The sequence below is a fragment of the Lactobacillus colini genome (genome assembly GCF_017874575.1).
Classification (GTDB): Bacteria; Bacillota; Bacilli; order Lactobacillales; family Lactobacillaceae; genus Lactobacillus; species Lactobacillus colini.
On the sequence record NZ_JAGGLU010000001.1, the window covers coordinates 260,888 to 274,152 of the forward strand.

At 34.3% G+C, this 13,265-nt stretch carries 12 protein-coding genes and 1 pseudogene; 11 read left to right on the plus strand and 2 right to left on the minus strand.

The window, feature by feature from the left end:
* Positions 1 to 2: 2 nt before the first annotated feature.
* From J2Z60_RS01295 to J2Z60_RS01315, 5 genes are all read left to right on the plus strand, one after another.
* Positions 3 to 1,325 carry a Sapep family Mn(2+)-dependent dipeptidase gene (locus J2Z60_RS01295; RefSeq protein ID WP_209685605.1) on the plus strand — a complete coding sequence of 441 codons (1,323 nt, stop codon included), beginning with the start codon at positions 3 to 5 and terminating at the stop codon, positions 1,323 to 1,325.
* Positions 1,326 to 1,347: 22 nt separating this feature from the next.
* On the plus strand, positions 1,348 to 2,301 hold the full coding sequence (locus tag J2Z60_RS01300; protein WP_209685607.1) for a glycosylasparaginase: 954 nt from the start codon (positions 1,348 to 1,350) through the stop codon (positions 2,299 to 2,301).
* Positions 2,302 to 2,330: 29 nt separating this feature from the next.
* Entirely contained in the window at positions 2,331 to 2,852 is a 522-nt protein-coding gene (locus J2Z60_RS01305; RefSeq protein WP_209685609.1) for a GrdB-related putative oxidoreductase, read from the plus strand.
* A gap of 61 nt (positions 2,853 to 2,913) precedes the next feature.
* Entirely contained in the window at positions 2,914 to 4,227 is a 1,314-nt protein-coding gene (locus J2Z60_RS01310; protein ID WP_209685611.1) for a PTS sugar transporter subunit IIC, read from the plus strand.
* 1 nt (position 4,228) lies between these two features.
* A complete protein-coding gene (locus J2Z60_RS01315; RefSeq protein WP_209685613.1) occupies positions 4,229 to 4,873 on the plus strand; it encodes a copper homeostasis protein CutC in 645 nt (214 codons plus the stop codon).
* Positions 4,874 to 4,984: 111 nt separating this feature from the next.
* On the opposite strand, the gene J2Z60_RS01320 is transcribed toward J2Z60_RS01315, so the two are convergent.
* Complete coding sequence (locus tag J2Z60_RS01320) at positions 4,985 to 5,758, minus strand: nucleoside phosphorylase (RefSeq protein WP_209685616.1); 774 nt, start codon at positions 5,756 to 5,758, stop codon at positions 4,985 to 4,987.
* Positions 5,759 to 5,837: 79 nt separating this feature from the next.
* Positions 5,838 to 6,635 (minus strand): MurR/RpiR family transcriptional regulator, encoded by a 798-nt coding sequence (locus J2Z60_RS01325; RefSeq protein WP_209685618.1) that lies wholly within the window; start codon positions 6,633 to 6,635, stop codon positions 5,838 to 5,840.
* Positions 6,636 to 6,777: 142 nt separating this feature from the next.
* Here J2Z60_RS01325 and J2Z60_RS01330 point away from each other — a divergent pair, with 142 nt between their 5' ends.
* The 6 genes and pseudogenes from J2Z60_RS01330 (at position 6,778) to recQ (ending at position 13,212) form a co-directional block, all read left to right on the plus strand.
* Positions 6,778 to 7,674 (plus strand): ABC transporter ATP-binding protein, encoded by an 897-nt coding sequence (locus J2Z60_RS01330; protein WP_209685620.1) that lies wholly within the window; start codon positions 6,778 to 6,780, stop codon positions 7,672 to 7,674.
* Entirely contained in the window at positions 7,667 to 8,878 is a 1,212-nt protein-coding gene (locus J2Z60_RS01335; protein ID WP_209685622.1) for an ABC transporter permease, read from the plus strand. The genes J2Z60_RS01330 and J2Z60_RS01335 overlap by 8 nt, the downstream gene beginning before the upstream one ends.
* A gap of 158 nt (positions 8,879 to 9,036) precedes the next feature.
* Positions 9,037 to 9,909 (plus strand): alpha/beta hydrolase, encoded by an 873-nt coding sequence (locus J2Z60_RS01340; RefSeq protein WP_209685625.1) that lies wholly within the window; start codon positions 9,037 to 9,039, stop codon positions 9,907 to 9,909.
* Between the two features lie 128 nt (positions 9,910 to 10,037).
* Positions 10,038 to 10,259 (plus strand): annotated as a pseudogene (locus tag J2Z60_RS01345) (AEC family transporter); the annotation flags it as partial.
* Positions 10,260 to 10,277: 18 nt separating this feature from the next.
* The gene (locus J2Z60_RS01350; protein WP_209685627.1) at positions 10,278 to 11,285 is read left to right on the plus strand and encodes an NAD(P)-dependent oxidoreductase; all 1,008 of its coding nucleotides are present in this window, start codon (positions 10,278 to 10,280) and stop codon (positions 11,283 to 11,285) included.
* A gap of 163 nt (positions 11,286 to 11,448) precedes the next feature.
* Complete coding sequence (recQ, locus tag J2Z60_RS01355; protein WP_209685629.1) at positions 11,449 to 13,212, plus strand: DNA helicase RecQ; 1,764 nt, start codon at positions 11,449 to 11,451, stop codon at positions 13,210 to 13,212.
* The last annotated feature ends 53 nt before the right edge of the window (positions 13,213 to 13,265 follow it).

The following is a 13,265-nucleotide window of genomic DNA, read 5'->3' on the forward strand; positions in this document are numbered from 1 at the left end:
AGATGATTTCAGAAAAAGATATTCAACAGGCTATTGAAAATTCCAAAGCACAATTTTTAGGTACGTTGAGACAAATCATGCAAATCAAAAGTACTAAATCTGAACCTGCTAAAGATTCTCCATTTGGCTTAGGCTCAAAAGAAGCCTTAGTAGCAGTAGAAAAATTAGGGGAAGAATATGGTTTTGAATCTAAGATAGTCAATAATGCTATGACTTATATTCAATGGGGGAGGCAAGATGATTATTTTGCAGTTGTTGACCATCTTGATGTAGTTCCGGCTGGTAAAGATATTGAAGCTTGGGAATATAATCCTTGGGATCTTTCACAAGATGGGAATAAATTGTACGGACGAGGAATTTTAGATAATAAGGGTCCTGCAATAGCTACGTTATGGGGGATGAAGCTTTTAAAAGATTTAGGCTTTCAACCTAAAAACACTATTAGATTAATCTACGGCTCTGATGAAGAATCAGGGTCTCATGATGTTCCACTTTACTTAGAGCAAGAAAAGCCACCAATTTTTGGCTGGACAGCTGATTGTAAATATCCAGTTGTCTATGGTGAAAGAGGAATAGTTAATTACACAATTCATACTAAGTTTGATAAAGAAGATTTAGTCAAAATAAAAAAAATTATCGGTGATATGGCAATGGATCATGTACCGGATAAGATCACACTTGAGCTAAATGCTGGTCTAGAAATAACCGCACACGGCAAACGTTCCCCAAGCAATGCTCCAGAGTTAGGGAAGAATGCTATTACTCAGTTAGCTAAGAAAATAGTAGGACATGAAGTTTTATCAGGTGATGTTCTATCTTACTTTAAGTGGATTAAGGATTCATTAGCAGATAAACATTTCGGTCAGGGCTTAGGCATCGAGTTTAGCGATGAAGATTCAGGCAAGTTAATTATGACACCAACTAGCTTAAGTAAAGACGGTAATGAATTGTTATTAGACATCGCTATTAGGTATCCAGTTTCATATTCAGAAGAAGATGTTACTCAAGGTATCAAGAAGCATTTGCCGACAAAATCTAAATTAACTATTAGTCGCAGCATATCTAGTGTCATGCATAATAAAAATTCTAAGTATATTAAAATGCTGTCAGATGTATATAGTGCCTGCACAAAGTTAGATTCAACACCAGTAACAACTACAGGTGCTACCTATGCAAGAGTTATGCCAAATATTATAGCTTTTGGTCCATCTTTTCCTGGTCAAAAGGGAATCGCTCATAAAGAAAATGAATGGATGAATATTGACGATTTATTTTTAAATATGAAAATTTACATGATGGCTCTAATGAAACTAGGCAATGCTTAGGAAAAGAAAGGAATGATAATTAATGGCTTTTGGAACGATTGCTACCTGGAGGATGGCAGCTGAAGGACTAGATCAAGCATATAAAATGCTAGAAAGTAATCAGTCAGCAGCGGATTCTGTAGAAAAATTAATTAATGAAGTTGAAGCTTATCCATACTATAAGTCGGTAGGATATGGGGGCTTGCCCAATGAAGAAGGAGTTGTCCAGATGGATGCTGCTTTCATGAATGGTGATACGTTAGCCCAAGGCTCAGTTGCAGCAATTGAAAATGTTTTACACGCTGTATCAGTTGCTAGATCATTGAGTAATGAACACTTTAATAGCTTCAGAGTTGGTAGAGGCGCTACTAAGTATGCTATGAAGCATGGCTTTAAAATGACCAATATGCTCACTGATAGGGCAAAGGCAAGATGGGAGAGAAGATTAGCCGAAATTAGAGAGAAAGATCTTAATCCCTATGATGGTCATGACACAATTGGAGCTATTACTTTAGACAAGTCGGGATCTATGGCTGCAGCTACTTCTACTTCAGGTTTATTTATGAAAAAAGATGGACGTATTGGTGATTCACCATTATCTGGTAGTGGATTTTATGTTGATAGTGAAGTAGGAGGCGCTGCTGCAACAGGTCTCGGTGAAGATATCATGAAAGGCTGCTTGTCTTATGAAATAGTTAAACTTATGGAGAGGGGTAAGACGCCGCAACAAGCTTGCGATGAAGCGGTATATCCTTTTATTGAAAAGTTAAAGAAGAGGTATGGCAAAGCTGGAGAAATTTCTTTAGTTGCTATGAATAATAAAGGTGAATGGGGTGTAGCCACAAATGTAGAATTTACTTTCTGTGTAGCTAATCAAAATAAAGAGCCAAGAATTCTTATGGCTAATCTAGGTAAAAATAGCACTACTAAGATAGAACCTGTTACGCAGGAATGGCTAGATGCTTATGAAAAGAGGATACATGCACCTATTAATTAATAGTTTGATCTTTAAAGGAGGGACAAAAAATGAAGGTAATTATTATTCTTGACCAAATTCAAGCTGGATTAGGTGGTAAAGAAAAATCTGATACACCTCTAGGCGGTAAAAAAATTGCAATGGGCAGTAGCGAAAATATCGAAAAGTTGCTTGAAAAGCATGATAGTAAAATTATTGGTACTTTTTATTGTGGTACTGATTACTATCAAGATAATAAAGCAGTCGTTCAAAGAAAGTTCGTTAAGATGGCTGAAAAAATGGGTGCTGACGTTGTAATCACAGGTCCAAGTTTTGATTATCATGATTTTTCTCAAATGGCTCTAGAGCTAGCTGAAAAATACGAGGAAGCTAATGTTCCAGTAATTTCAGCTATTGCAAAAGAAAAGAATCAAGATTTGATAGATCAATATCGAGAGAAATTATTGATTGTTAAAATGCCTAAAAAAGGAGGATCAGGCTTATCTGAAGCATTAGATAATTTAGTTACAGGCTGTTTGCTATTAGCTAATAAACGCGACACCAGTCAATTCAAACAGGACTATTGTTACTAATTATGTAGTAGGCAATATCATTATGATTGCTACATTTTTATAGAACATGGAGGTTATAAAAATGCAGAAAAAACTTGAAAAATTCCTTATGCCACTAGCGGCAAAATTAGGTAATAACGTTGTACTAAGATCATTAAGAGATGGTTTCTTAATTATCACACCATTAATCATTGTCACTTCAGTCTTCTTACTAATTGGTAACTTTCCAATACCTGGTTGGACTGAATTTTGGACTAAAATATTTGGTTCTCAATTTTTAGAATGGTTCAGTGCTGTATCCAATGCTGTGTTTAGTTTTACAGGTATTCTAGCATCACTAGCTATTGCTTATGCATATGGGAAGAATAGGGGGTTAAATCCAATTCATGCTGGTTTTGTTTCTCTTATCTCCTTCCTCATTCTTACTCCTACAGTAGTCAAAGTAGGTAAACAATCAATTAGTGCCATTCAACTACAATTTTTAGGCGCTAATGGTATCTTTTTAGGTATTATTATCGCTTTGATCAGTGTAGAGATTTATCGCTTTGCTGTAAAAAAACATTGGACTATTAAGATGCCAGATGGTGTACCTCCAGCAGTTAGCCAATCATTTGATGCTCTAATTCCAAGTGGGTTGGTAATTTTATTTTTCTTCTTAGTAAGAATTATGTTTTCAATCAGCCCATTCCAAACTGCCTATAACTTTATCTATACTGTATTGCAATCACCATTGAAGCATGTTGGTATATCACTTCCATCTGCATTATTATATAACTTTTTAGCTAGCTTCTTCTGGTTCTTTGGTATTAACGGACCAACTATTACTAACTCAGTTTGGCAACCAATCTTCTTTGTTGCTACTCAAGATAATTTAAAAGCTTTCCAAGATCATACGACACTCCCACACGTATTTAATCAACCGTTTATTGATATCTTTACCACTTATGGTGGTGGCGGTAGTACCTTAGCTCTATTAATTGTAGTTTTTCTTGTTTGCAAGTCTAAGCGTATTAAAGAGTTGGGCAAATTGGCAATTTTACCAGGTATTTTTGGTATCAATGAACCAGTAATTTTTGGCTTGCCGATTGTGTTAAATCCAATTATTGTAATCCCATTTATCATTTGCCCAGTATTGAATACATTAATATCAGGTATAGCTATGCAAATTGGCTTGGTTGCTAAAACTACCGGTGTATTATTGCCTTGGACAACTCCTCCAATTATCTCTGGATGGCTGGCTACTGGTAGTTGGACTGGTTCAGCATTACAAATAGTTGAATTAGCGTTAAATATTTTAATTTACTATCCATTTGTAAAAATGTTGGACAAGCAATACTTAGCTGATGAAAAGAAGACTATGGAAGATGATTTAGATATCGACTTTAGTGAGGTATAAGATGGTTTTAAAAGAAGTATGCATTGGGAACTATCGCGATATCCAACCAGCCATAAATGCCGGCGCTGATAGAATAGAATTAAATGCAGATTTAGCAGTTGGAGGAGTAACACCATCATTTGGGGTTATTCAAGAATCAGTTAAACTATGTCATCAATTCAATATTCCTATAGTTGTAATGCTTAGACCCAGAGGAGGAAGCTTTGTTTACAACGAGGCAGAGTTCACAATGATGAGCACAGATTTAGTTAATATTGCAACTTTAAATGCAGACGGCATTGCATTTGGATGCTTAAACAAAGATGGCAGTATTAATGATATCCAGATGGATACTCTACTTGGCATGGCTGATCAATTAGGACTAAAGTCTGTTATGCATATGGCTTTTGATGCTATTCCAACTAAATTACAAGCAAAGTCTATTGACTGGCTAGTAGATCATGGCTGTTCACGTATTTTGACTCATGGCGGCAGTTTAGATAAAACAATTGAGAGTAATATTGACAATTTGAAGAACATTATTAGCTTGGCCAAAGACAAAATAGAAATATTACCTGGTGGAGGAATTACTTACAAAAATTTTCAAGATATTATAGACAAGATTAGAGTAAACCAAGTACATGGAACTAAGATCGTAAAATTTTAGCTACCAAATATTCATGAAAATTATTAAAAATTTATCTAAAATGTACTAATTAGTGTTAGGCAGTTATTCGACTATTCACTTGACTAGGGTCGTATCAGTCTGTCTAGCACTTTAATTTTCGAATTCATTTATTTTTGCTAGAACCTTAATACCAATATCAAGACTGGTTCTTCGAAAGGATTTTCCCCAGCCACGTTTGTCATAATTATCAGTATCAGCTAAAGTATCTGCAGTAAACAAAATTTGTCCGAATTTTACATTACGAAACTCTGAGCAAGCTGCTAACGCAGAACATTCCATTTCTACTAGTTGACATCCTAATTTACGAGCTCTGATCAATTTGTTCTTAGTTTCTCTAAAAAAGCCATCCGTAGTCCAAGTCATTACTGGCTTTACATTATAGTTTAAATTCTTTAAAGCCTTTTGAATCTTATCAGCAAAATCACTATCTAAATTAACGATATCATTGTCATCTAAATAATGATATGACGTACCTTCATCACGTAAGGCCTTTTTTACAAGAAATATTTCATTTTCTGGTAAATCAGTAATCGTTCCAGCACTTCCAACTGCTAGAACTTCTCTTACACCATAATTTATCAACCAATCAAGTAACTTAACGGCTATAGAAGCTCCCGCAGGTGCCTGGCATAGTGTAAATTCACAATTGTTAATTTTAACTTCATATACATACGGATTAAAAGATACGGTAACGAATTTTCCTAACTTCTTATGCGGATAATCTTTTAAAAAGTCTTGAATATTTTCATCAGTAACAAATGCATATAGAAGCCTTTTATGAAAATGATATGGTAATTTTTCAAAATCTGGATTTAAAACTGCATCTTGGTTACTATCAAATTCTAGTAAAAATTTTTTGCTCATACTTACATCCCTTAATATATCTCTTATCCTGTTTTTTAATAATTATTACTATAGAATATACACTTTAAGTCCATGATTATCATCTTAAAGCTAGTTCTCGATAAATAATCGAAAACAACAAATTAAGCACATATTCAAAGGCAAGTTGAGAATAAAAAGTAGCAAGTTTCTGAAGTCCTTCTTCATTTGGAATAGGAATTAAATAGTTTATCTCTTTTAGATTGAAAGAGTCAGGATTAGCTGTGATGGCAACAACTTTGCCTTGATTCTGGTGAATAGTAGGGATGCCATACTTCTTTAATGCTTCATCAAAATTATCATAAGTGATAATAATTGCTAAATCACCATCATGTACATTATTCCAATTACTATTTTGTTCATTATTTGACGAAGCAAAGATTGGATAAATGTTTAACTTATTGATCTTATTAATGAAGCTACGCGCTGTTAATCCAGTATCTCCTGTGCCAAATATGAATATCCTTTTAGCTGAAATAAATTCTTGAGCAACTTTAAGTAGAAGTTGTGTATCGATTTGAGAATGCAATTTTTGAATTGAATTTTGGTATAAGTTAGCCATAGCTTGTTCGATTTCAGTTAATGAGTCAGCTGGGCTAAAAGGAAAGCTAAAATCCACATCTTGCTTAGTGAATTTTTTCTCTTCAATTTCTTTAATTAGAGCAACTTTTAATTCAGAAAAGCCAGTAAAGCCGGCTTTTCTGCTTAGGCGGATAATTGTTGCATTAGAAGTAGCGGTTGCTTGGGCAAGTTGACTAATAGTTAAATTAGTAAAGCTATCTATCCTAGATAAATAATCAATAATCGCTTGCTCAGACGCAGAATATTTTTGATTTTTGAAAAAAGAAAATTGTGTCATTTTAATACCTGCATATCAGAATGTTGTTTAATTTAATAATATTATAAACTAAGCTCGAAAGCACTAAAATAGGCTAAGCTTCGCAAGGTAATCGGTTTCATGCTATAATTAATGTAATATTTGTAGTGAAAGAAGGGATACCATGTTAACAATTGATAATTTAAATAAGAGCTTTGGAAGTAAGCAAGTTTTATTTGATGTAACTTTTAATGCTCAAGATGGACGTATTGTAGGCCTGGTAGGCAAGAATGGCTCAGGTAAGTCTACTATTTTTCATAGTATATTGAAGTTTGTTGATTATTCGGGCGATATTCACATTAATAATCATCCTTTTAGTAGTGCCGATTATGATGATGTAGGATATTTACCAGAAGAGCGCAGTTTAATGCCTAAATTAACAGTAGCTGACCAGATATCATACTTAGCCCAATTAAAGGGTTTATCTAATAAGGAAGCTAAAGCAAGATTACCCAAGTGGCTTAAAGAACTGGAAGTCAAAGGCTCAATTAATGATAAAATAAAATCTTTATCCAAAGGTAACCAGCAAAAAGTACAATTAATTGCTACTTTAATTCATGATCCTAAATTAATTATTCTAGATGAACCTTTTAGTGGACTTGATCCAGTTAATGTCGGCGTTATGAAAGAAATAATCCTGAATCAAAAAAAGCGTGGCGCTACGATTATTTTTTCAGATCATAATATGAGTAATATTGAAGAATTATGCGACGACGTGGTAATGATTAATGATGGTCATATAGTCTTAAATGGTAGTGTTAATGACATCAGAAATTCATTTGGATTAACTAGAGTATTCGTCAGAACTGATAAGGGACCAGAAGTGCTTAAACAACTTGAAGGAGTAAAATCAGTTTCAGTACAGAATAATGGTAGTTATAAGTTGATTCTTGAAGAGCCTAGTTATGGAAAAATAATTTTTGATACTTTGACTAATGGTGAATATATCCAGACCTTCGATCAAGAGCCACCTACATTGGATGAAATATTTAAGCTGAAGGCAGGTGTTAACCATGAATAAGACTTTAATAGTTGCTAAGAACACCTACTTAAAAGGTGTTAAGAGCTGGTCATTTATCTTAATGATTATCTCTCCAATTGCTTTCATCGCTGTTTCGATTTTGGTTGGTATGTTTACTGCTAGTTCATCTGATGAAGGCAATAGCGTAGCATTAGTATCAACAGTACCAGGAATTAGCCAAACTTTTAAAAAGTCAGATGTCTTCGAAAAATATAATAGTCTTACTCAAGCTAAAAAAGACCTCAAAAACGATGACATTGATGGCTATGTAGTAATTAAACAATCTGGTGATAAATTATCTGCCAATTACTACGGTTATGAATTAGATTCTACTAGCAAAAAAGAACTATCAAATAAACTAACCCTACTCCAAAATAGCCTTAATCTTGCTAGAGCTAAGCTATCGCAAAAACAAATATTAGCTCTAAATCAGAAATTTAGTTATAACGAGCATCTTAAAAAAGACGCTAATTCTGATGACCAGGATACAGCCCAAACGTTATCATTTTTCGTGTTAATATTTATCTTGTATATGTTAGCCCTGACTTATACTCAAGTTATCGCAACAAATATTGCTACCGAAAAGGGAACCAAGATTATGGAAGTAATCTTTTCAAGTATGCCAGGAGAGGATTACTTCACAGGGAAGGTTATTGGAGTTATTGGAGAGATTATAACGCAATTAGCAGTTTATGTTGTTGCATTTACCGGGTTTTATCTAAGTTCACCTTCAATACCAGGTATTAGTGGCTTTGTTAAGGATAATAAGCCAATGATAGATAGTATCATCGCTAATCTCGGATCATGGGGATTGCTCTTTATAATTATTGCCCTAATTATTTGTATTATTTATGCAGCATTCTGTGGAGCTTTAGTAGCTAACCCTCAAGATGCTAACAAGGCCTTGCAACCTATTTTAATTGTAATTATGATTGGTTTTATATTATCGATGAGCGTAATTAACAACGGCAATAATTTAGTTTCTCAAGTTACTTCCTACATTCCTCTGATTTCTTCATTTATTATGCCTTTAAGGGTTATTAATGGACATGCTTCTAATATCGAAGCAATGATTTCGATAATAATTAGTATTGTTGCCGCAGTGGGATCATTTATTTGGATCAGAAGGATTTACCCAGGGTTAATCTTGCAGACTGAAGATCAAAATATGTGGAAGAACTTCAAGCGTGGATTAATGAGATAACAAAACAGATTCTTTAAGATTTTAGGCTAGTAACCAGTCTTAGAGAATCTTTTTATTTTAGTAATTATAGATAATTTGCATGCTTTAGTATCTAAATAAAATATTTCACATAACGTATTAAAAATGATTATACTGGTAGTAATCGAAGGGATGATAATATGAATAAAAAACATATCGGGTGGATTACAGCAATAATCTTTCTATTAGTATTAACTACAACTGCTTGTAGTCAAACACAAGGCACTTCTAATATAAAGGTAAGTTCTAACGGTTCAACAGCGACATTATTCTTCCATGGCTGGGGCAGTAGTTCGAAGGCAGAAGACTTTATGGCACAAGGTATAAAGGACTCTGGAGCTACCAAGACAATTATTAAGGCAAATGTTGATCTTAATAAGAAGGTCACTTTTGATCGTAATTTTTCTTCTAAGACTAAGAATCCAGTAATTGAAGTTAATATTGAAGATAATAAGTTGAATCATGTTCGTAATAGTGATAACTCAACTCCTTATCAAGCTGGAAGCGAATATGTAAAGGCCGCTATTCAAGCAGTAGAAAAGAAAACTAAGTCTAAAAATATTAACCTAGTTGGTCACTCAATGGGTAACTTGGAGATTATTAATTATATTAACTTGAATGTTAATAAAAAGAACTTTCCAAATATTAAACACATGATTGCAATTGCTGGTCACTATGACGGTATTATTGGTATGAATGATCGTGCTAACCAAATTAAATTAAATAAAAACGGCAAACCTAATGTCATGCGACCAGAATATCGCCAGTTATTGAGTTTACGCAAGACATTCCCTAAGAATACTCGCGTATTAAACATCTACGGCGACTTACAAGATGGAAGCCATTCTGATGGTGATGTAGCTAATAATTCATCTCGCTCATTGAAGTACTTAATTAACAATCGTGCCAAGAGTTACCAAGAGCTTAAAATTAGTGGAAAGAATGCTCAACATAGCAAGCTACACCATAATGTAAAAGTTAATGATGCAATTGTTAGATTCTTGTTCAATTAGAACTGAAAGTTATAGAAGTAGTAAATCAATTATTTGTGTGAATAATGATTTACTATTTTTTATTTAGTCGTAAACTTAAAGCATACAGGGCGCGTATATGAATCATGAAGTACATGGGGGGATACAATAGAATTGATCAAACCGCAATTTGGCTCTGGAAGCCATTAGATTATTTAGCTTCCTTAGCATCCCCACTTGCCTGGTATTATTCATTTGCCTATGCTATTAGTTATGATCGTGAGGCAGTTTTAACTTCGAACTCATCGCTTATTTCCACTGTTAGTGCAGTTGTTATGATACCAATTTGGATTGCTATTTTAGAAATTTTGAATAATGCCGGAATATTATAATTTTTTGGAGGTTTAATTATGAAGATAATTTGTTATGGTGTACGTCCAATTGAAAAGCCTTATTTTGAAAAATTAAATAAGTACAGCTTTGATTTAAAATTGGTTGAAGAGTATTTAACAGCTGATAATGGTAATTTGGCTGTAGGAATGGATGCCGTTTTGCTTCGTGGTAATTGTCTTGCAGATCGAAAGAACCTAGAATTATTTTCTAGTTATGGTATTAAATATGTCTTTACTCGTACAGTAGGATTCAATCACATTGATCTAAAGGCGGCTAAGGATCTAGATATTTTAGTTGCTCGCGTTCCTAATTACTCACCTTATGCAGTAGCGGAACTAGCATTGACGCTAGGGATGCAATTATTTAGACATGTTAACATAGCAACCACTAACTCTAGTGAGGGGAATTTTACCGTTGTTCCAGAACTATTTAGTAAACAAGTTCATACTTCAACTGTAGGAATTATTGGTTTAGGAAAAATCGGATTCACTGAGGCTAAGCTTTACAAAGGATTAGGCGCTAAAATTCTTGCATATGATCCTTATCCATTTGATGCAGCTAAAGAAGTAGTTGACTATGTTGAACTAGACGAACTACTTGAAAAAAGTGACATTGTATCCATTCACGTTCCATATTTCCCTGGTCAAAACGAAAACTTAATTAATAGTGACTCATTTAAAAAGATGAAAAAAACTGCTGTCTTTGTTAATACAGCCCGTGGGGAATTAGTTGATACAGCTGCTGTAGTAGAAGCATTCAAATCCGGACAAATTTCTGGATATGGCGCAGATGTTGTCATCAATGAAAAAGAAATCATGAATCACGATCTCGGATCAGTCGATAACATCCCTAATCCAGATGTGAAAGCCTTGACTGCTTTATATCCTAAGGCTATCTTGACTCCACACATGGGATCATTTACTGAGCCGGCTCTGGAAGATATGATTTCAATTAGTTTTGATAATTTTGAAGAAACAATTAAGACCGGCGCTAATTGCAATATCATTAGCTATCAAGAAAAGTAATAGGCATTGTAATGAATAAGTTGAATTTTTAGTTTAAAAGACAAAAATTCAACTTATTTTTTTATATAATAATGAACAGACAAAGTATAAATATTCAATGGATTTAATAAACTTAAATCATTAAATCTAAATAATCACTGATTAATTATGGAAATGAGACAAAATGACGCCAACAGAAGTTTTAAAAAATATATTTGGTTATGATAATTTTAGACCTGGTCAACAAGCAGTAATTCAAAAAGTCTTAAATGAGCAGAATGTCTTAGCTGTTATGCCAACAGGTGCGGGTAAGTCATTGTGCTATCAAGTTCCAGCCCTATCACGTGAAGGTGTAACGCTGGTAATTTCACCACTAATTTCTTTAATGAAGGATCAAGTAGATTCACTTAAGCAAAATGGCATCAACGCTGCTGCACTAAATTCTACAACCCCACAAGAAGAAGTTAATCCAATTCTGCGTCAAGCTTATGAAGGTAAGATCAAGCTGCTATATGTGACGCCTGAACGCTTAGAGATGGATTATTTTCGCTACCAGTTAAACTTCCTTAATGTTAGGCTGGTTGCAGTGGATGAAGCCCACTGTATATCTCAATGGGGACATGACTTTCGTCCGGCTTATCGCAAGATCTTATCTGGAATAAATAGCTTGAGGAGCAGGCCTAATATTCTGGCTTTGACGGCAACTGCTACGCCAGAAGTTAGAAGTGATATTGCTCACCAGCTTAACATTAGTCCAAATGATTTTGTGATAACTTCGTTTGCCCGACCAAATATCAGCTTTAAGATAGTTAATTCGCCTAAAAATACGAGGCTATATGTTAGTCAATTTATTAAGTCTCATCCTGAAGAATCAGGGATTATTTATACTAATACTAGAAAAGAAGTACAAGTCTTAGTTAATTATCTAAATGAAAGAGGACTAAACGTTGAGGGCTATCATGGCGGGATGGAATCCCAAGAACGTGAAAGTGTTCAAGATGACTTTCAATTTGACCGTGTTAAGGTAATTGTAGCAACCAATGCCTTTGGTATGGGAATAGATAAGAGTAATGTCCGTTATGTTATCCATGCTAATAGTGCTAGGAATATTGAATCATATTATCAAGAAGCTGGGCGGGCAGGACGTGATGGCTTAGAATCTACTGCAATTCTGATTTACCATCCTAGTGACTTGCAGACTTATCGCTGGTTCATTGATAATTCTGAAGCAGACGATAAGTATCGGCAGGCACAATATCAGAAGTTAAATGATATCACGAATTATGTTAATTCTGGTGAATGTTTGCAACAATTTATTGTTAGGTATTTTGGGCAAGAGTGCAAGCCTTGTGGCAAGTGTAGCAATTGCTTGGATGATCGAAAGAAAGCCAACGTAACTAATGAAGCTCAAAAAATAATTGGTATGATTTATGATTTGGATGGTAGATTTGGTAAGAGTATTGTTGCCCAAGCTGTAACAGGATCAACTAATCAAAAGATGAAAAGCATTAGAGCTAATAAGTTAGAGCATTATGGCAGCTTGAAGAAGCCTCAAAGTGAAGTGATAAGCTTAATAGATTATCTAATTGCCAATGGCTATTTAGAATTAACCACGGGCCAGTACCCATTGGTTCATGCGACTAATCTGGGCTGGGATGTATTAGATGGCAAGCAACAAGTATTTAGAAAGATAGAACAAAAGCCATCTAGCAATGCTAATAGTCAAGAATCTGAAGTATTCATTGCCTTAAAGAAGACCCGTCTAGCAATTGCGAGACAGCAAGGTGTTCCTGCCTTTATGATTTTTAATGATCATACTTTACGTGATATGGCAGATAAAATGCCTCAAAATATGGAAGAAATGCTAGAAGTTAATGGTATAGGAGAGATGAAATTAAAAAGATACGGACATGCAATGCTTAAAACCATTCAAAAATTTTCTAAATAAAAGGACGAAGAATCGGTTCCATAGGATTGATTCTTCGTCCTTATTTTATATTT